The sequence below is a fragment of the Streptomyces roseofulvus genome, assembly GCF_039534915.1.
GTDB lineage: Bacteria > Actinomycetota > Actinomycetes > Streptomycetales > Streptomycetaceae > Streptomyces > Streptomyces roseofulvus.
This window is the reverse complement of record NZ_BAAAWE010000001.1, coordinates 1,664,900-1,684,212: the sequence shown is the minus strand read 5'-3', so window position 1 is coordinate 1,684,212 and position 19,313 is coordinate 1,664,900. Positions and strand designations below refer to the sequence as shown.

Genomic DNA, 19,313 nt, shown 5'->3' with positions numbered 1-19,313 from the left:
ACGGGGAAGGACGTTCACATGGCGCTCGCCCAGCCCGAGTCGGGAGGGCTGCCGCCCCAGCGGGCGGACCCGGCACGCGGCTCACTCGCCACCACCGCCTGCATGGAGACCCTTCAGGTGGGATACCTGCACGCCGTCGCCGCCGCGGCGGGCTGCTCGCTCGCGCAGCCCTTCCCGGACAACGGCGTCGACTGGCACGTGAGCCACGGCTCGCCCGGACACACCGTCGACGACGAGGTCACCATCAAGGTGCAGCTCAAGTGCACCTACCAGCTGCCGGCCCGCCCCACGGGGAGCACCTTCCCCTTCACCCTCGACAACGACCACCTCGTGAAGCTCGCCCGGACCCCCGTGGCCGTGCACAAGATCCTGGTCGTGATGATCGTCCCGAGAGACCCGGAGGACTGGCTGAGAGCGAGCCACGACCGGCTCGACCTGCGGCACTGCTGCTACTGGATGAACCTGGCCGGGCACCCGGTCACCGGACGCCACCGGACCACCGTGCGCGTCCCCACGGCGCGGATCTTCGACGACCGGGCGCTCTGCGAGATCATGACCCGGGTCGGCCGGGGAGGGAGACCCTGATGCACCGACCGATCGACGACGCCGGATCCGGGACCGGGGACGGGGCCGCGCGCGGCCCCGTCCCCGGTCCTCCGGCCCACCGGCCCCACCCGGTGCCCGCCGCCGACCCCGCCGGTCCCTGGACCGCCGGCGGCGACGGCGTGCCCGACCCCGGCCGGGTGGATCCGCGCGTCCTCGGTGCCCTCCTCGCCCGCCACGGCTGGCAGCGCCGGGGTGGCGCCGCGGGCCGCTACGGCCGGTGGACGCCGCCCGGAGGCGGGCCGGGGGGCGGCGGCACCAGCCTCCTCGTCCCCGACAGCCTCGCCTTCCCGGACAGCGAGGAACTCATCGGCGAGGCCCTCACCGCCCTCGCCCGCAGCGCCACGCCCTCCGCCCGCGAGGTCCTCACCGGGCTCGCCGTCCCCAGTGACGAGGTGCGCTGGTGGCGCGACGTGCCCCGGGGCCCGGCCGGCACCGTGCCCTGGCCCGAGCAGGAGCGGCTCCGCTCCGCCGCCCGCAAGATCCTCCTCGCCGGTGCCCTCGCCGTGCGCGGCCGGGCCGGCTACCACGGCTCCCGGCACCGGGCCGAGGCCCAGGCCTCCCTCGAACCCGTCGTCGTCGGCACCGACCCCGGCGGCCGCGCCCTCACCGCCTTCCTGCCGGTCCCGCCCGGCCGCCCCGTCGCCGTCCGGCTCCACCACGCCCTGCACGCCGCCCGGGAGGCCGTCGACTACCAGCGCGCCACCGGTGGCATGGAGGCGTTCGACTCCGCCGTCGAGGCCGGCGTCAGCCGCGAGCTCACCGAGGCGCTCGTCGCCCTCGTCCGCGGTACGGAAGGCGTCCGCATCGCCCTCGCGTGGGCGCCGGCCGCCGGCGTCCCGGACGGCTGCGCGGCCCGGCCCGAGCCCGTCGAGTTCTCGCCCGGCGACCTCCCCTCGCTGCGCGAGGCGAGCGCCCGCTACCTCACCGACGAGCCCTCCGTCCCGGTGCGGATCACCGGCGCGGTCGTCCGGCTCCGCCGCTCCGGGCCGCGCGGCGAGGGCACCGTCAGGCTCCGTGTCCTCGGCGGCGCCGACGTCGGCCACGTCCGGGCCGTCCTCGACGAGGAGGCGTACCGCACCGCGGGCCACGCCCACCTGGTCGGCCTCCCGATCCGGGTCGTCGGCCGGCTGGAGAGCCGCGGCGGCTTCCGGCGCCTCGCGGACGCCACCGGGGTGGTCCCGGTGCAGGTGGACGAGGCGGAGCGGGATCGGCTGATGAAGTCCCTGCACGAGAACCTCGATTTCTTCGAGGAGGCGTGCGGGCCGGAGGAGGAGCGGTGAGAGGGGAGCGGCCGGGCCCGTAAGATCGAGGGGACGCGGCACCTCGTCTCTGCCGCGCGCCGCCGGCGCCGGCACCTCGTGTCTGTCAGCGCCCCGATGCATGGAGTACCCGTGTCCGAAGTCCGTGTGACCGTCCAGACCGCCTCAGGACCCGAGGAGAGGACGGTGAGCGCGGGCACCACGGCCGGCGCCCTGTTCGCCGACGACCGCACCGTCATCGCCGCCCGTGTCGCGGGCGAGCTCAAGGACCTCTCGTACGAGCTCGCCGACGGCGACGCCGTCGAGGGCGTCGAGATCTCCTCCCCGGACGGCCTCGACATCCTCCGCCACTCGACCGCGCACGTCATGGCGCAGGCCGTGCAGGAGCTCTTCCCCGAGGCCAAGCTGGGCATCGGCCCGCCGGTCCGGGACGGCTTCTACTACGACTTCGACGTCGAGAAGCCGTTCACGCCCGAGGATCTCAAGGCCATCGAGAAGAAGATGCAGGAGATCCAGAAGCGCGGCCAGCGCTTCGCCCGCCGCGTCGTCACCGACGAGGCCGCCCGCGAGGAGCTCGCCGACGAGCCGTACAAGCTGGAGCTCATCGGCATCAAGGGGTCGGCCGGCTCCGAGGACGGCGCGAGCGTCGAGGTGGGCGGCGGCGAGCTGACCATCTACGACAACCTCGACGCGAAGACCGGCGAGCTGTGCTGGAAGGACCTCTGCCGCGGTCCCCACCTGCCCACCACCCGGAACATCCCGGCGTTCAAGCTGATGCGCAACGCGGCCGCCTACTGGCGCGGCAGCGAGAAGAACCCGATGCTCCAGCGCATCTACGGCACCGCCTGGCCGTCCAAGGACGAGCTGAAGGCCCACCTCGACTTCCTCGCCGAGGCCGAGAAGCGCGACCACCGCAAGCTCGGCAACGAGCTCGACCTCTTCTCCATCCCGGACGAGATCGGCTCCGGCCTCGCCGTCTTCCACCCCAAGGGCGGCATCATCCGCCGGGTCATGGAGGACTACTCGCGCAAGCGGCACGAGGAGGAGGGCTACGAGTTCGTCTACTCGCCGCACGCCACCAAGGGCAAGCTGTTCGAGAAGTCGGGCCACCTCGACTGGTACGCCGAGGGCATGTACCCCCCCATGCAGCTCGACGAGGGCGTGGACTACTACCTCAAGCCCATGAACTGCCCGATGCACAACCTGATCTTCGACGCGCGCGGGCGCTCCTACCGTGAGCTGCCGCTGCGCCTGTTCGAGTTCGGCACCGTGTACCGGTACGAGAAGTCGGGCGTCGTGCACGGCCTGACCCGGGCCCGCGGCTTCACCCAGGACGACGCGCACATCTACTGCACCCGCGAGCAGATGGCGGAGGAGCTCGACAAGACCCTCACCTTCGTCCTCAACCTGCTCCGCGACTACGGTCTGACCGACTTCTACCTGGAGCTGTCCACCAAGGACCCGGAGAAGTTCGTCGGCTCCGACGAGGTGTGGGAGGAGGCCACCGCGGTCCTCCAGCAGGTCGCCGAGAAGCAGGGCCTGCCGCTCACCCCCGACCCGGGCGGCGCCGCCTTCTACGGCCCGAAGATCTCGGTGCAGGCGCGGGACGCCATCGGCCGCACCTGGCAGATGTCGACCGTCCAGCTCGACTTCAACCTGCCGGAGCGCTTCGACCTGGAGTACACCGCCCCGGACGGCACCAAGCAGCGCCCGGTCATGATCCACCGTGCCCTCTTCGGCTCCATCGAGCGCTTCTTCGCCGTCCTCCTGGAGCACTACGCGGGTGCCATGCCGCCGTGGCTGGCCCCCGTCCAGGCGACCGGCATCCCGATCGGCGACGCCCACGTCGAGTACCTGCAGGAGTTCGCCGCCAAGGCGAAGAAGCGGGGCCTGCGCGTGGAGGTCGACTCCTCCTCGGACCGGATGCAGAAGAAGATCCGCAACGCCCAGAAGCAGAAGGTCCCCTTCATGATCATCGCGGGTGACGAGGACATGGCCGCCGGTGCCGTCTCCTTCCGCTACCGCGACGGTTCGCAGGAGAACGGCATCCCCGCCGACGAGGCCATCGCCAAGATCGCCAAGATCGTCGAGGAGCGCGTCCAGGTCTGACGGCCGGCGCGTCCTTCAGGAGGCCCCCGGGAAACCCCCCGGGGGCCTTCCCTCGTCTCCGCCTCTGCCGCCCCCCGGCTTCTCGTCCTCCCGGGTGAACGCCTGGATCAGCCACGACGAGAACGAACCCGTCACCGCGCCGAGCAGCGCCAGGCCGCACGCCATCAGCCCCACCGCGACCAGCCGCCCGACCGGGGTCACCGGGACCATGTCGCCGTAGCCGACCGTCGCCAGCGTGGCGCAGGCCCACCACACCGAGTCGCCGAAGGTGCGGATCGAGGCGCCGGGGGCGTCGACCTCGTAGTGGTAGACGGTCAGCGCGGCGGCGAAGCCGAGGAGGGAGACCGTGAGGCCGGAGTAGACCATCACTCGGGCGTAGAGACTGAGCCGCGGCTCGTCCCGGCGGCGCTGGACCCTGTCGTAGAGGCTCACCATCCGCACCGGGCGCAGCAGCGGCAGCAGCACGACGACCGTGTCGAGGAGGTGGGTGCGGACGAAGCGCAGGGGGCGCAGACCGCTGAGCCGGAGCCGTACGACGTAGTCGGCGACGAAGACCGACCAGGCCCCCAGGATCGCCCCGAGGCAGAGGTCCACGCCCGCCCGGGGCAGCTGGTCGCGGGCGAGGACGCGGACCGCGTACCCCGCGAGGTAGACGGCGGACGCCACGGCGAGAGGGACCTCCATGCGGCGGTCCCACCGTTCCTGGCGGGGCGAAGTCGGGGGCCTGTCGCTCATCGGATCAGGATCACCCGGGGCGGCTTCGCTCGCCCCGCCGACACGTTCCGAACGGGCGACGCAATATGCTGCACGACATGACGACTGAGCCGGAGCAGCAGATCGGAGTCGGGGCGCCGGACGCGTTCCAGCGCCTGTGGACGCCCCACCGGATGGCGTACATCCAGGGCGAGAACAAGCCGACCGGGCCGGGCGCCGACGACGGCTGTCCGTTCTGCTCGATCCCCTCGAAGTCGGACGAGGACGCGCTGGTGATAGCGCGTGGCTCCAGCGTGTACGCGGTCCTCAACCTCTACCCGTACAACGGCGGGCACCTGATGGTCGTCCCGTACCGGCACGTCGCCGACTACACCGACCTGGACGCGGCGGAGACGGCCGAGCTGGCCGACTTCACCAAGCGGGCGATGATCGCCCTGCGGGTGGCCTCCGGGGCGCACGGCTTCAACATCGGCATGAACCAGGGCGCCGTGGCCGGCGCCGGGATCGCCGCCCACCTGCACCAGCACGTGGTGCCGCGCTGGGGCGGGGACACCAACTTCATGCCGGTCGTCGGGCACACCAAGATCCTGCCGCAGCTGCTCGCCGACACCCGGAAGATGCTGGCCGACGCCTGGCCGGCCACCGTCTGACCCGCCGCGACCGTACGGCCCCGGGGCGCGCGCCCCGCGGCCGTCGGCGTCCCCCTGCCGGGGAGGTCAGGCCTCGTAGACGTCGGCCTTCTTCGGACCGGGGTCCTGCACGCCCCCGCCGAGGACCAGCGACCGGCTGGTGAAGCGCTCGGTGTCCACGTTGTGCGCGTCGAGGAAGCGGATCGTCGCGGTGTGGACGGCGCGGAGCACGGGCGTGGCCATGCGGATGGCGTCGTCGGCCATGAAGCGGTTCTTCCAGAGCGGGCCGGCCCAGACGTGCCGGAGGCCGAAGGGCTCCGGGAGGGTCATCTTGCCGCCGAGGAACTCCAGGACCGGCGGGTACCAGGTGAGCGGGGCGCGGACGGCGAGCCGGACGATGTCGTCGGTGCCGAGCAGCGGCTGCTGGATCTCCTTGGTCTCCCAGAAGCGGACGGTCTTGGAGACCTCCTTGGTCTTCGCCTTGGGCTTGGTGGTGAAGAGGCCGTGGACGGGGCCGAGCGCGTGGCCCGTGACCTCGATGCGCAGGGTGTGGTGGAGCGAGGTGACGGTGACCATCATCGTCAGCACCACGTTCCCGTCCCAGAGGATGAACTGGACGCCCAGGTAGTGACGGTTGCCGGCGCCGAACTGCTGCTCGTTGCAGATGCGCTGTATCTCGTGCGGCTTGACCTGGAAGTGGACCACGTTGTCGCCCTCGGGGCGGGTGACCTCGTCGGCGCCCTCGCCGACCGGGGAGACGATCCAGTGCTTCACGGTCGGCTTGGGGAAGCCGGTCTTCAGGGAGCCGCGCTCCAGGAGGGTCAGTTGGTCGTGGATCTTGCGGACCAGGTCCCAGGCGCGGAAGTCGTGCATCTCCAGGCCGTCGACGGGGACCAGCTCCTCGGCCAGCGTCCAGCTGCCCCAGCGGGTGCCGAGGCCGAGGATGCCCTTGGGGCCGGCGTAGAAGACCACGTTGGACTGCTGCTCGGCGGAGAGCTTCTCCAGGTTGAGCCGCAGCTCCTCCGCCGACTTCTCACCCGGGTCGGTCGGGACGGACTCCGGCACGTGGGCGCCGACACCGCCGCCGCTGAGCAGCCCGGTCCAGCGCTCGCGGAGGTCCACCGCGGCGTTGAGGCAGACCCGGCTCGCGAGGTACCAGCCGACGACCGGGGCGACGAGCATCGCCCGCAGGTAGTTGGGCAGCAGGCCGTCGTAGGGGAGGCGGAGGAGGATCAGGACGGCGACCAGGGCGGCGGCCCAGAGCAGGACCGTGCCGATGAGGCTGGTCTTCCTGTTCTCCGAGCCGGCGGCGGTGCGGCGCAGATGGATGACGCCGAGCCAGAGCAGCAGACCGGGCAGGAAGAGCACGCCGCAGACGAAGGTGATCAGGGTCAGCTTGACGTCCCGGCGGCGCCGGATGCGGGTGGCGGCCAGGCAGTGCTCGACGACCGGCTGGGGCTCGGCGCCGAAGGACTGGATCAGCGCCTTGCGGCCGCCGCCGAGCATGCGGACCTGCACCGCGCGGGAGAACGCCTCGCCCAGGTCGGGGCGGAAGAGCTTCTCCCACTTCCCCTTCTTCAGGGTGGTCTTGTAGTGCTCGTTGTCCGCTTCCTGGATGGTCTCCAGGGGGCTGTCCCGGTAGGCGGCCGACGCCAGCGCGTTCGTCGCCCCGGTCAGGCCGCTGCCGCCCTGGAGCGGGATCTGAGCCCCCGGTCCGAAACCGTCGATCGCCACTTCCGCCCCCATCACCGCGAGTACCTGTGCGGGCTGTTCCCGACTGCCGCGCCCCGCACACCTTCCGAGCTGGGCACCACAGCGTAACCGGGCGGCGTGGTATGCGTCACCGCCTGTGGACAACCGCGACCGGAACCCGTCCGCCCGGTCGGGGGAGGACGGACGGGGACCGCTGTCGGCGCGTCAACTAAGAGCGTTTTCCAGCCTGTTCGCGGAGGCGTTCGGCGAGCTGAGGGGGCATCGGCTCGTGCCGGGCGTAGCTGCGGTCGAAGCGGCCGGTGCCGTGCGAGACGGACCGCAGGTCGACGGCGTACCGGCCGATCTCGATCTCCGGGACCTCGGCCCGGACGACCGTGCGGCCCGGCCCCGCCTGGTCGGTGCCGACGACCCGGCCGCGCCGGCCGGACAGGTCGCTCATCACCGCGCCGACGTACTCGTCGGGGACGAGCACCCGCACCTCGGCGACCGGCTCCAGGAGGTGGACCGGCACCTCGGCGGCCGCCTCGCGCAGGGCGAGCGCCCCGGCCGTCTGGAAGGCGGCGTCGGAGGAGTCCACCGAGTGCGCCTTGCCGTCCTTCAGGGTGACCCGGACGTCGACCAGCGGATGCCCGGCGGCGACCCCGCGCGCGGCCTGGGCGCGTACGCCCTTCTCGACGGAGCCGATGAACGGGCGGGGGACCGCGCCGCCCACCACCTTGTCGACGAACTCGATGCCGCTGCCCGGCGGCAGCGGTTCGACGTCGATCTCGCAGATGGCGAACTGGCCGTGCCCACCGGACTGTTTGACGTGCCGTCCGCGGCCGGAGGCGGGGGCGCCGAAGGTCTCGCGCAACGGCACCCGGTACGGGACGGCGTCGACGCGCACCCCGTAGCGGCCGCGCAGCCGCTCCAGGACGACGTCCTGGTGGGCCTCGCCCAGACACCACAGGACGACCTGCCCGGTGTCCTGGTTCTGTTCCAGGCGGAGGGTCGGGTCCTCGGCGACCAGCTTCCCCAGGCCCTGCGAGAGCCGGTCCTCGTCGGCCTTGCTGTGCGCCTCGACGGCGAGCGGCAGCAGCGGTTCGGGCATCTGCCACGGCTCGATCAGGAGCGGGTCGTCCTTGGCCGAGAGGGTGTCGCCGGTCTCGGCGCGGCCCAGCCGGGCCACGCACGCCAGGTCGCCCGCGACGCAGTGCGCCATCGGCCGCTGCTGCTTGCCGAACGGCGAGGTCAGGGCGCCGAGCCGTTCGTCGACGTCGTGGTCCTCGTGGCCCCGGTCGGCGAGGCCGTGCCCGGAGACGTGCACCGTCTCGTCGGGACGGAGGGTGCCGGAGAGGACCCGGACCAGGGAGATCCGGCCCTGGTAGGGGTCGGCGGCGGTCTTCACCACCTCGGCGACCAGCGGACCGTCGGGGTCGCAGGCGAGCGGCGGCCGGGGGGTGCCGTCGGGGGTCGTGACGGCGGGCGGCTCGTGCTCCAGCGGCGAGGGGAAGCCGCGGGTGATCAGCTCCAGGAGCTCGACGGTGCCGAGGCCCTGCCCGCCTCCCCCGGCGGCGGGCGCGGCGGCCAGCACCGGGTGGAAGCCGCCCCGGGCGACCGCCTTCTCCAGGTCGCCGACGAGCGTCTCCACGTCGATCTCCTCGCCGCCGAGATAGCGGTCCATCAGGGTCTCGTCCTCGCTCTCGGCGATGATCCCCTCGATGAGCCGGGCCCGGGCCGCGGCGATCACCTCCCGGTCGGCGTCGCCGGGCGGCAGTTCGCGCCGCTCGCCCGTGGCGTAGTCGAGGACCCGCTCCGTGAGCAGGCCGATCAGACCGGTGGCGGGGGCGTGGCCGTCCGCGCCCTCGGGGCCGTACACCGGCAGGTAGAGGGGGAGGACGGCGTCGGGGTCGTCCCCGCCGAAGAGCCCGGCGCAGACGCCGGTCAGCTCGTCGAAGCCGGTGCGGGCGGTGTCGAGGTGGGTCACGACGATCGCGCGGGGCATGCCGACGGCCGCGCACTCCTCCCAGACCATCCGGGTGGAGGCGGCGACCGCGTCGGCCTCCTGGGCCGCCGAGACGACGAAGAGGGCCGCGTCCGCCGCGCGCAGACCGGCCCTCAGCTCCCCGACGAAGTCGGCGTATCCGGGGGTGTCCAGCAGATTGATCTTGAAGCCCTCCCAGCCGACCGGCACGAGGGAGAGCTGGACGGAACGGTGCTGCCGGTGCTCGATCTCGTCGTAGTCGGAGACCGTCGCCCCGTCCTCGACCCGGCCGGGCCGGCCCAGCGCCCCGGCGGTCTGGGCGAGCGCCTCGACCAGCGTCGTCTTGCCCGATCCGCTGTGGCCGACCAGCACCACGTTCCGTACCTCCGAGGGCCGGTCGGCCGTCGGTGCCCTGCCGGCGGCTCCGGCGGGGGTGTGCGCCTTGTCGCCCATGGTGGTCCTCCCGGCTGCGAGGCGGTGAGGGGTGAGCGGGCGCGGGGGAACGGCGTCGCGGCGCTGCTCCGGCACTGCCCGCGAGGTGCTCCTTCGAGCTTTGCACCGTCGCCGGGACGCGTCCATACGTCGTACCCCGGTGGGCCCCCGCGGGGTACGACGACGCGACGGGGCGGGTGCGCTCCCCTGCGGCGCCACGCGCGTGGCTACGATGGGTGAGCCGGTGGTCATGGGACCGCGCGGCCCGCCGAAACCTCGGGAAGGCCATGCTGAACAAGTACGCGCGTGCGTTTTTTACGCGTGTCCTCACACCGTTCGCCGCGTTTCTCCTCCGCCGGGGCGTCAGCCCCGACGCCGTGACGCTGATCGGCACGGCGGGAGTGGTCGCCGGTGCGCTGGTCTTCTTCCCCAGGGGCGAGTTCTTCTGGGGCACGATCGTGATCACGCTCTTCGTCTTCTCCGACCTGGTCGACGGCAACATGGCCCGCCAGGCCGGGGTCTCCAGCCGCTGGGGCGCGTTCCTCGACTCGACCCTCGACCGGGTCGCCGACGGGGCGATCTTCGGCGGCTTCGCCCTCTGGTACGCGGGCCGGGGCGACGACAACGTGCTCTGCGCGGTGTCGATCTTCTGCCTCGCGAGCGGCCAGGTCGTCTCGTACACCAAGGCGCGTGGCGAATCGATTGGCCTGCCGGTCGCGGTGAACGGCCTGGTCGAGCGGGCCGAGCGCCTGGTGATCTCGCTGGTCGCCGCCGGCCTCGCCGGGCTGCACGCCTTCGGCGTGCCGGGCGTCGACGTGCTCCTCCCGATCGCGCTGTGGATCGTCGCCGCCGGTTCGGCCGTGACCCTCGGACAGCGGGTCGTGACGGTACGCAGGGAGGCCGCGGAGGCCGACGCCGCCGCGGCGACCGGGGGAGGCGGGGCGAGCACGTGAGCGCGCTGAAGGACAAGGTGGCCGACGGGCTGTACGGGCTCGGCTGGGCGACCGTCAAGAAGCTCCCCGAGCCGGCGGCCAGGGCCCTCGGCCGGAAGATCGCCGACACCGTGTGGAAGCGGCGCGGCAAGGGCGTGCTGCGGCTGGAGGCCAACCTCGCGCGCGTGGTGCCGGACGCCACGCCCGAGCGGCTCGCCGAGCTGTCCCGGGCCGGCATGCGCTCGTACATGCGCTACTGGATGGAGTCCTTCCGGCTGCCCACCTGGAGCAGCGAGCGGGCCGCGAACGGCTTCGCGCCCAAGGACGCCCACCACCTCACGGAGGCGCTCGCCTCCGGCCGCGGCGTCGTCCTGGCCCTGCCCCACATGGGTAACTGGGACCTGGCCGGCGTGTGGGTGACCCGCGCCCTCGGCGTGCCCTTCACCACCGTCGCCGAGCGGCTCAAGCCCGAGTCGCTGTACGACCGCTTCGTCGCCTACCGCGAGTCCCTCGGCATGGAGGTGCTGCCGCACACCGGCGGCGCCGCCTTCGGCACCCTGGCCCGGCGGCTGCGGGCCGGCGGCCTGGTCTGCCTGGTCGCCGACCGGGACCTGTCCGCCTCCGGCGTCGAGGTCTCCTTCTTCGGCGAGCCCACCCGGATGCCCGCGGGCCCGGCGATGCTGGCGCTCCAGACCGGCGCGCTGCTGCTGCCGGTGACCCTCTGGTACGACGGCTCCGACACCATGCAGGGCCAGGTGCACGCGCCGTTGGACGTGCCCGGGTCAGGCACCCGGGCCGAAAAGGCGTCCCTGATGACACAGGCCCTCGCGGACGTCTTCGCCGGGGCCATCGCGGACCACCCGGAGGACTGGCACATGCTCCAGCGCCTCTGGCTGGCCGACCTGGAGGAGCGCACACCGTGAAGATCGGGATCGTCTGCCCGTACTCCTGGGACGTACCGGGCGGCGTCCAGTTCCACATCCGCGACCTCGCGGAGCATCTGATCCGGCTCGGCCACGAGGTCTCCGTCCTCGCCCCCGCCGACGACGACACCCCGCTGCCGTCGTACGTCGTCTCCGCCGGCCGGGCCGTGCCCGTGTCGTACAACGGCTCGGTGGCCCGGCTCAGCTTCGGCTTCCTCTCCGCGGCGCGGGTCCGCCGCTGGCTGCACGACGGCACCTTCGACGTCGTCCACATCCACGAGCCGACCTCCCCCTCGCTGGGGCTGCTCACCTGCTGGGCGGCGCAGGGCCCGATCGTGGCCACCTTCCACACCTCGAACCCGCGCTCGCGGGCGATGATCGCCGCCTACCCGATCCTCCAGCCGGCGCTGGAGAAGATCAGCGCCCGGATCGCGGTCAGCGAGTACGCCCGCCGGACGCTGGTGGAGCACCTCGGCGGCGACGCCGTCGTCATCCCCAACGGCGTCGACGTCGACTTCTTCGCCGGCGCGGAGCCGAAGGCGGAGTGGCAGGGGGAGACGCTGGGCTTCATCGGGCGGATCGACGAGCCCCGCAAGGGCCTGCCGGTCCTGATGAAGGCGCTGCCCCGGATCCTCACCGAGCGGCCGGAAGCCCGGCTCCTGGTCGCCGGGCGCGGCGACGAGGAGGAGGCGGTGGCCTCGCTGCCGGCCGAGATGCGCTCCCGGGTGGAGTTCCTCGGCATGGTCAGCGACGAGGACAAGGCGCGGCTGCTGCGGAGCGTCGACGTGTACGTGGCGCCCAACACCGGCGGCGAGTCCTTCGGCATCATCCTCGTCGAGGCGCTGTCGGCGGGCGCGCCGGTCCTCGCGGCCGACCTGGACGCGTTCGCGCAGGTCCTCGACCAGGGCGCGGCCGGCGAGCTGTTCGCCAACGAGGACGCGGACGCGCTGGCCGAGGCGGCGATCCGGCTGCTCGCCGACCCCGTCCGGCGCGAGGAGCTGAGCGCGCGCGGCTCGGCCCACGTACGGCGCTTCGACTGGTCCACGGTCGGCGCGGACATCCTGGCGGTCTACGAGACGGTCACGGACGGCGCGGCGGCGGTCGACACGGACGAGAAGACGGGCGGCCTCCGAGCCAGGCTGGGCCTGTAACCCGCCGTCCGTGTGGGCAGGCGTCCCGCTCGAGCAGGGGGGACCCCCATCGCCCCGGCGGAACGATTGCCCACGACGGAACGGCGGTCCGTTCCGCCCCCGACGCAGCGGCGGCGGTCCGTTCCGCCCGCAGCGGAACGCACGCCCACGGCGGCGGCAGACCCGCACCCTGCTCGCATGATGCGCGTCACGCGGCTCGACCTCGGGTCCTTCACCCGCCCCGCCGAGGAGTACGGCGGCCTCCACGCGCGCGTGGAGCCGGCCCTCGCCTACCTCGTCCGCCACCCCTCCGGCACCCTCCTCTTCGACACCGGCATGGGCGAGGGCTCGCCCGAGACCGACGCCCACTACCGGATCGTCCGCCGCCCCCTCACCGTCCCGCCCGCCGAGGTGGACGCGATCGTCAACTGCCACCTCCACTTCGACCACATCGGCGGCAACCAGCGCTTCCCCGGCATCCCCGCCCTGGTGCAGTGCGGCGAGCTGGCCACCGCGCGGGCGGGCGCGTACACCATCGACAGCCTCCTCCCCGGCGTCGCCTGGACGGAGATCGACGGCGAGCACGAGATCGCCCCCGGGATCCGGATCGTGCCGACGCCCGGCCACGTCGACGGGCACCAGTCGCTCGTGCTCGACCACGGCGACCGGCTGACGGTCCTGGCGGGACAGGCGTACGACCGGGCGGGCGAGTGGGGGACCCCGTACCGGCCCTGGCTCGGCCGGCTCGCCGCACTCGCGGCCGGCCGGCCGGTCCGCGTCCTGTTCGCCCACGACCACGACCTTTGGGAAGGTGTGCTGCCACCGCCCGGGTAGCCTGTGCGCCCGTGACCGAAACCCTGATCTGGACCGTCGTCGCGCTGATCTTCATCGGCGTCTACCTCAGCTGGACAGCCGGCCGGCTCGACCGGCTGCACACCCGCATCGACGCGGCCCGCGCCGCGCTCGACGCCCAGCTGCTGCGGCGGGCCTCGGTCGCCCAGGAACTCGCCACCTCCGGCGTCCTCGACCCGGCCGCCTCGATCGTCCTGTACGAGGCGGCGCACGCGGCCCGGCAGGCGGAGGAGGACCAGCGGGAGGTCGCCGAGAGCGCGCTGAGCCAGGCGCTGCGGGCCGTCTTCGGCGAGCCCGAGCAGGTCGAGCTCGTCCGGGAGGCGCCCGGCGGCGAGGAGGCCGCCGGCGAGCTGGCCGCGGCGGTCCGCCGGGTCCCCATGGCCCGCCGCTTCCACAACGACGCCGTCCGCGCGGCCCGCGCCCTGCGCCGCCACCGCAAGGTCCGCTGGTTCCGGCTCGCGGGCCACGCGCCCTTCCCGATGGCCTTCGAAATGGACGACGAACCGCCCGTGGCCCTGGCCGATCGCCCCTCCTGACCCCCCGCGGCCTCGGATTCCCGCGAAAAGGATCCACAGCCTGCGCATTGGCCCTTGCTGTGGACCGCAGGTGGACTGTTTCCTCGCTCTAGTCGTCAACGTCCCGTTGAACCCGTTGTCACGAGTGAGGTTTCCGTGTCCAGCTCCACCACCCCCCAGACCCCCGAGACCGGCACCGCCCGCGTGAAGCGCGGCATGGCCGAGCAGCTCAAGGGCGGCGTGATCATGGACGTGGTCAACGCCGAGCAGGCGAAGATCGCCGAGGACGCCGGCGCCGTCGCCGTCATGGCCCTGGAGCGGGTCCCCGCGGACATCCGCAAGGACGGCGGCGTGGCCCGCATGTCCGACCCGAACATGATCGAGGAGATCATCGGCGCGGTCTCCATCCCGGTGATGGCCAAGTCCCGCATCGGTCACTTCGTCGAGGCCCAGGTCCTCCAGTCCCTCGGCGTCGACTACATCGACGAGTCCGAGGTCCTCACCCCGGCCGACGAGATCAACCACTCCGACAAGTGGGCCTTCACCACCCCCTTCGTCTGTGGCGCCACCAACCTGGGCGAGGCCCTCCGCCGCATCGCCGAGGGCGCGGCCATGATCCGCTCCAAGGGCGAGGCCGGCACCGGCAACGTCGTCGAGGCCGTCCGCCACCTGCGCCAGATCAAGAACGAGATCGCCAAGCTGCGCGGCTTCGACAACAACGAGCTGTACGCCGCCGCCAAGGAGCTGCGCGCCCCGTACGAGCTCGTCAAGGAGGTCGCCGAGCTCGGCAAGCTCCCCGTGGTGCTGTTCTCCGCCGGTGGTGTCGCCACCCCCGCCGACGCCGCGCTGATGCGCCAGCTCGGTGCCGAGGGCGTCTTCGTCGGCTCCGGCATCTTCAAGTCGGGCGACCCGGCCAAGCGCGCCGCCGCCATCGTGAAGGCCACCACCTTCTACGACGACCCGAAGATCATCGCGGACGCCTCCCGCAACCTCGGCGAGGCCATGGTCGGCATCAACTGCGACACCCTCCCCGAGTCCGAGCGCTACGCCAACCGGGGCTGGTAACCACCATGAGCACCACCCCCGTGATCGGAGTCCTGGCCCTCCAGGGCGACGTCCGGGAGCACCTGATCGCCCTGGCCTCGGCGGACGCCGTGGCCAGGCCGGTCCGGCGCCCCGAAGAGCTCGCCGAGGTCGACGGCCTGGTCCTCCCCGGCGGCGAGTCCACCACCATCTCCAAGCTGGCCGTCCTCTTCGGCCTGATGGAGCCGGTCCGCGAGCGGATCGCCGCGGGCATGCCGGTCTACGGCACCTGCGCCGGCCTGATCATGCTCGCCGACAAGATCCTCGACCCGCGCTCGGGCCAGGAGACCTTCGGCGGCATCGACATGATCGTCCGCCGCAACGCCTTCGGGCGGCAGAACGAGTCCTTCGAGGCGGGCGTCACCGTCGCCGGGGTGGACACGCCCGTCGAGGGCGTCTTCATCCGCGCCCCCTGGGTCGAGTCCGTCGGCGCCGAGGTCGAGGTGCTCGCCGAGCACGAGGGCCACATCGTGGCCGTCCGGCAGGGCAACGCGCTCGCCACCTCGTTCCACCCCGAGCTGACCGGGGACCACCGCGTCCACGAGCTCTTCGTCGACATGGTGCGCGCCGAGCGGTGAACGAGTCCCGGTAGGATCACTGGGGTTCGTTCAAGAAAATGGTTACGCGAAGGAGACAGGCAGATGTCCGGCCACTCTAAATGGGCTACGACGAAGCACAAGAAGGCCGTGATCGACGCCAAGCGCGGCAAGCTCTTCGCGAAGCTGATCAAGAACATCGAGGTCGCGGCCCGCACCGGCGGCGCCGACCCCGAGGGCAACCCGACCCTCTTCGACGCCATCCAGAAGGCGAAGAAGCAGTCGGTGCCGAACAAGAACATCGACTCCGCGGTCAAGCGCGGCGGCGGCCTGGAGGCCGGCGGCGTCGACTACGCCACGATCATGTACGAGGGCTACGGCCCGAACGGCGTCGCGGTGCTCATCGAGTGCCTCACCGACAACCGCAACCGCGCCGCCTCCGACGTGCGCGTCGCCATGACCCGCAACGGCGGCTCGATGGCCGACCCGGGCTCCGTCTCGTACCTGTTCAACCGCAAGGGCGTCGTCGTGCTCCCCAAGGGCGACCGGACCGAGGACGACGTCCTGGAGGTCGTGCTCGACGCGGGCGCCGAGGAGGTCAACGACCTCGGCGAGTCCTTCGAGGTCATCAGCGAGGCCACCGACCTGGTCGCGGTCCGCACCGCCCTCCAGGAGGCCGGCATCGACTACGACTCGGCCGAGTCCAGCTTCGTCCCGACCATGCAGGTCGAGCTCGACGAGGAGGGCGCGCGCAAGATGTTCAAGCTGATCGACGCGCTGGAGGACAGCGACGACGTGCAGAACGTCTTCGCCAACTTCGACGTCAGCGACGAGGTCATGGAGAAGGTCGACGCCTGAGTCCGGCCTTCCGCGCAGCGGGCCGACGGGGACACGCCCCCGTCGGCCCGCTGCGTTGTCGGTGGCACCCGATAGCCTGCACGAATAGCTGATCGAAGGATCGAGGGAGGGGCGGCGTGCGCGTACTGGGGGTGGACCCGGGACTGACCCGATGCGGTGTCGGTGTCGTCGAGGGCGTCGCGGGACGGCCGCTCACCATGCTCGGCGTCGGCGTCGTCCGCACCCCCGCCGACGCCGACATCGGTCCCCGCCTGGTCGGCATCGAGCGCGGCATAGAGGAGTGGCTCGACCGCTTCCAGCCCGAACTGGTCGCCGTCGAGCGGGTGTTCAGCCAGCACAACGTGCGGACGGTGATGGGCACCGCCCAGGCCAGCGCCGTCGCCATGCTCTGCGCCTCCCGCCGCGGCATCCCCGTCGCCCTGCACACCCCCAGCGAGGTCAAGGCGGCCGTCACCGGCTCCGGCCGCGCCGACAAGGCCCAGGTCGGCGCCATGGTCACCCGGCTGCTCCGGCTCGCCGCCCCGCCCAAGCCGGCCGACGCGGCCGACGCCCTCGCCCTCGCCATCTGCCACATCTGGCGCGCCCCCGCGCAGAACCGCCTCCAGCAGGCCGTCGCCCTGCACGCCTCGAAAGGCCGCACGTCATGATCGCCTTCGTCAGCGGCCCGGTCGCCGCCGTCGCCCCCACCACCGCCGTCGTCGAGGTCGGCGGCGTCGGCATGGCCGTGCAGTGCACCCCGAACACCCTCGCCGGCCTCCGCGTCGGCGAGCACGCGCGGCTCGCCACCTCCCTCGTCGTCCGGGAGGACTCCCTCACCCTGTACGGCTTCGCCGACGACGACGAGCGCCAGGTCTTCGAGCTCCTCCAGACCGCCAGCGGCGTCGGACCCCGGCTCGCCCAGGCCATGCTCGGCGTGCACAGCCCCGACGCGCTGCGCCTCGCCGTCTCCACCGGAGACGAGAAGGCCCTCACCGCCGTCCCCGGCATCGGCAAGAAGGGCGCCCAGAAACTGCTCCTGGAGCTGAAGGACAAGCTCGGCCAGCCCCTCGGCAGCAGCGGACTCGTCGGCCAGCAGCGCGCCGTCGCCGCCGGCCCCACCCCCTGGACCGAGCAGCTCACCGCCGCCCTCGTCGGCCTCGGCTACGCGTCCCGCGAGGCCGAGGAGGCCGTCGCCGCGGTCACCCCGCAGGCCGAGGCCGCGCTCGCCGAGACCGGCTCCGCGCCCGTGCCCCAGTTGCTGCGCGCCGCCCTGCAGACGCTCAACCGCGCCCGCTGACCGCCCGCAGCCCCTCCCGTACGAAGGAAGACACCACCGTGAACTGGGACGACGAGACGGCATCCGCCCACGAGGAGCGGATCGTCGGCGCCGCCGCCGAGGGCGACGACCAGGCCGTCGAGGCCGCCCTGCGCCCGAAGGACCTCGGCGAGTTCATCGGCCAGGAGAAGGTCCGCCAGCAGCTCGACCTCGTCCTCAAGGCCGCCCGCCAGCGCGGCGCCACCGCCGACCACGTGCTGCTCTCCGGCGCCCCCGGCCTCGGCAAGACCACCCTGTCGATGATCATCGCCGCGGAGATGAACGCGCCGATCAGGATCACCTCGGGCCCCGCCATCCAGCACGCCGGCGACCTCGCCGCGATCCTCTCCTCCCTCCAGGAGGGCGAGATCCTCTTCCTCGACGAGATCCACCGGATGTCCCGGCCCGCCGAGGAGATGCTCTACATGGCGATGGAGGACTTCCGCGTCGACGTCATCGTCGGCAAGGGCCCCGGCGCCACCGCCATCCCGCTCGACCTGCCGCCCTTCACCCTGGTCGGCGCCACCACCCGGGCCGGCCTGCTGCCGCCCCCGCTCCGCGACCGCTTCGGCTTCACCGCCCACATGGAGTTCTACGAGCCGCACGAGCTGGAGCGCGTCGTCACCCGCTCCGCCGGGCTCCTCGACGTGGAGATCGACCCCGCCGGCGCCGCCGAGATCGCCGGCCGCTCCCGCGGCACCCCCCGCATCGCCAACCGGCTGCTGCGCCGCGTCCGCGACTACGCCCAGGTCAGGGCCGACGGAGTGATCACCCGGGAGATCGCCGGCGCCGCCCTCGGTGTGTACGAGGTGGACAGCCGCGGCCTCGACCGCCTCGACCGGGCGGTCCTGGAGGCCCTGCTGAAGCTCTTCGGCGGCGGCCCCGTCGGTCTCTCCACCCTCGCCGTCGCCGTGGGGGAGGAGCGCGAGACCGTCGAGGAGGTCGCCGAACCCTTCCTCGTACGCGAGGGACTGCTGGCCCGTACGCCCCGTGGCAGGGTCGCCACGCCGGCGGCATGGACCCACCTCGGACTGGTCCCGCCGCAGGCAGCGGGCCCGGCGGGGGCCGGACCGGGACAACAGGGGCTGTTCGGCTCCTGAGGCGGCTGTGACGGGTGGGTGACGGCGCGGAGTCTCGCACGACCAGGAACCACGGTGCCATGCTGGGCGTTGTTCCATCGATGCGGACTCGCCTAGACTCCGCCGATGCCGCCCTTTCTGGTCGGCGTACCCACCCCCGAAGATCAGGCCGCGGGTTCTCCGTGACCGTGCGAAGGATTTCCGTCCCGTGAATAACATCGGCATGCTCCTCCCGTTCATCGTGCTCATCGGGGCGATGTTCCTGATGACCCGCTCTGCCAAGAAGAAGCAGCAGCAGGCGGCGGAGATGCGCAACCAGATGCAGCCCGGCACCGGCGTACGCACGATCGGGGGAATGTACGCCACCGTCAAGGAGATCCAGGACGAGACCGTCCTGCTCGAGGTCGCGCCCGGCGTGCACGCCGTCTACGCGAAGAACGCCATCGGTGCGGTCCTCGACGACGCCGAGTACAACCGGATCGTCCACGGTGACACCGACGAGGACGTCGCCGACGACGCGGGCGCCGTCGTCCCGGACGACGCCTCCTCGCTGACCGACGCCGACGAGGCCCCCAAGGCCGATCTGACCAAGAAGTCGGACGCGGCCGAGGCCGAGGTCGAGAAGGACGGCAAGGCCGACGGCGAGACCGAGGCGAAGTAAGTCGCACCCGGCACCGCGGCCCACG

19 protein-coding genes are annotated in these 19,313 nt (G+C 72.6%); 16 read left to right on the top strand and 3 right to left on the bottom strand.

The features are described from left to right. Positions 1-18: 18 nt before the first annotated feature. The 3 genes from ABFY03_RS07690 (at position 19) to thrS (ending at position 3,974) form a co-directional block, all read left to right on the top strand. Positions 19-585 carry a DUF4365 domain-containing protein gene (locus ABFY03_RS07690; RefSeq protein ID WP_031005493.1) on the top strand — a complete coding sequence of 189 codons (567 nt, stop codon included), beginning with the start codon at positions 19-21 and terminating at the stop codon, positions 583-585. Continuing rightward, complete coding sequence (locus tag ABFY03_RS07685; RefSeq protein WP_346169546.1) at positions 585-1,886, top strand: hypothetical protein; 1,302 nt, start codon at positions 585-587, stop codon at positions 1,884-1,886. Before ABFY03_RS07690 ends, ABFY03_RS07685 begins: the two co-directional genes overlap by 1 nt. A gap of 111 nt (positions 1,887-1,997) precedes the next feature. Further along, positions 1,998-3,974, top strand: a complete 1,977-nt coding sequence (thrS, locus tag ABFY03_RS07680) for a threonine--tRNA ligase (protein WP_346169545.1) — start codon at positions 1,998-2,000, stop codon at positions 3,972-3,974. A 15-nt stretch (positions 3,975-3,989) separates the two neighbouring features. On the opposite strand, the gene ABFY03_RS07675 is transcribed toward thrS, so the two are convergent. After that, complete coding sequence (locus tag ABFY03_RS07675) at positions 3,990-4,709, bottom strand: potassium channel family protein (RefSeq protein WP_346169544.1); 720 nt, start codon at positions 4,707-4,709, stop codon at positions 3,990-3,992. 65 nt (positions 4,710-4,774) lie between these two features. Here ABFY03_RS07675 and ABFY03_RS07670 point away from each other — a divergent pair, with 65 nt between their 5' ends. Further along, on the top strand, positions 4,775-5,338 hold the full coding sequence (locus tag ABFY03_RS07670; protein ID WP_346169543.1) for an HIT family protein: 564 nt from the start codon (positions 4,775-4,777) through the stop codon (positions 5,336-5,338). Positions 5,339-5,404: 66 nt separating this feature from the next. Here ABFY03_RS07670 and ABFY03_RS07665 read toward each other — a convergent pair whose 3' ends face one another. Together ABFY03_RS07665 and ABFY03_RS07660 are read right to left on the bottom strand one after the other, a co-directional pair. Next, positions 5,405-7,063 (bottom strand): hypothetical protein, encoded by a 1,659-nt coding sequence (locus ABFY03_RS07665; protein WP_319009845.1) that lies wholly within the window; start codon positions 7,061-7,063, stop codon positions 5,405-5,407. A 175-nt stretch (positions 7,064-7,238) separates the two neighbouring features. Further along, the gene (locus ABFY03_RS07660; RefSeq protein WP_346169542.1) at positions 7,239-9,446 is read right to left on the bottom strand and encodes an elongation factor G-like protein EF-G2; all 2,208 of its coding nucleotides are present in this window, start codon (positions 9,444-9,446) and stop codon (positions 7,239-7,241) included. A gap of 266 nt (positions 9,447-9,712) precedes the next feature. On the opposite strand from ABFY03_RS07660, the gene pgsA reads away from it, so the two are divergent. The 12 genes from pgsA to yajC all read left to right on the top strand — a co-directional run bounded on the left by pgsA (position 9,713) and on the right by yajC (position 19,288). Next, positions 9,713-10,378, top strand: coding sequence for a phosphatidylinositol phosphate synthase (pgsA, locus tag ABFY03_RS07655; RefSeq protein ID WP_319009843.1), 666 nt, complete (start codon positions 9,713-9,715; stop codon positions 10,376-10,378). Beyond that, on the top strand, positions 10,375-11,280 hold the full coding sequence (locus tag ABFY03_RS07650) for a phosphatidylinositol mannoside acyltransferase (protein WP_386723722.1): 906 nt from the start codon (positions 10,375-10,377) through the stop codon (positions 11,278-11,280). Before pgsA ends, ABFY03_RS07650 begins: the two co-directional genes overlap by 4 nt. After that, positions 11,277-12,431: a glycosyltransferase family 4 protein gene (locus ABFY03_RS07645; protein WP_319009842.1), complete on the top strand. Its 1,155-nt coding sequence runs from the start codon at positions 11,277-11,279 to the stop codon at positions 12,429-12,431. Before ABFY03_RS07650 ends, ABFY03_RS07645 begins: the two co-directional genes overlap by 4 nt. A gap of 180 nt (positions 12,432-12,611) precedes the next feature. Next, positions 12,612-13,244 (top strand): MBL fold metallo-hydrolase, encoded by a 633-nt coding sequence (locus ABFY03_RS07640; RefSeq protein WP_346172213.1) that lies wholly within the window; start codon positions 12,612-12,614, stop codon positions 13,242-13,244. A gap of 11 nt (positions 13,245-13,255) precedes the next feature. Further along, the gene (locus tag ABFY03_RS07635; protein ID WP_319009841.1) at positions 13,256-13,798 is read left to right on the top strand and encodes a LemA family protein; all 543 of its coding nucleotides are present in this window, start codon (positions 13,256-13,258) and stop codon (positions 13,796-13,798) included. Between the two features lie 135 nt (positions 13,799-13,933). Beyond that, the gene (gene pdxS, locus ABFY03_RS07630; RefSeq protein WP_031005518.1) at positions 13,934-14,842 is read left to right on the top strand and encodes a pyridoxal 5'-phosphate synthase lyase subunit PdxS; all 909 of its coding nucleotides are present in this window, start codon (positions 13,934-13,936) and stop codon (positions 14,840-14,842) included. Between the two features lie 5 nt (positions 14,843-14,847). Then, entirely contained in the window at positions 14,848-15,438 is a 591-nt protein-coding gene (gene pdxT, locus ABFY03_RS07625; protein ID WP_319009840.1) for a pyridoxal 5'-phosphate synthase glutaminase subunit PdxT, read from the top strand. Positions 15,439-15,501: 63 nt separating this feature from the next. Next, a complete protein-coding gene (locus ABFY03_RS07620) occupies positions 15,502-16,254 on the top strand; it encodes a YebC/PmpR family DNA-binding transcriptional regulator (RefSeq protein WP_319009839.1) in 753 nt (250 codons plus the stop codon). A gap of 116 nt (positions 16,255-16,370) precedes the next feature. Further along, positions 16,371-16,901, top strand: a complete 531-nt coding sequence (gene ruvC / locus ABFY03_RS07615) for a crossover junction endodeoxyribonuclease RuvC (RefSeq protein ID WP_319009838.1) — start codon at positions 16,371-16,373, stop codon at positions 16,899-16,901. Next, positions 16,898-17,530 (top strand): Holliday junction branch migration protein RuvA, encoded by a 633-nt coding sequence (ruvA, locus tag ABFY03_RS07610; RefSeq protein ID WP_346169541.1) that lies wholly within the window; start codon positions 16,898-16,900, stop codon positions 17,528-17,530. Before ruvC ends, ruvA begins: the two co-directional genes overlap by 4 nt. Before the next feature lie 38 nt (positions 17,531-17,568). Next, a complete protein-coding gene (gene ruvB / locus ABFY03_RS07605; RefSeq protein WP_346169540.1) occupies positions 17,569-18,648 on the top strand; it encodes a Holliday junction branch migration DNA helicase RuvB in 1,080 nt (359 codons plus the stop codon). 202 nt (positions 18,649-18,850) lie between these two features. After that, a complete protein-coding gene (gene yajC / locus ABFY03_RS07600) occupies positions 18,851-19,288 on the top strand; it encodes a preprotein translocase subunit YajC (protein WP_031005525.1) in 438 nt (145 codons plus the stop codon). The last annotated feature ends 25 nt before the right edge of the window (positions 19,289-19,313 follow it).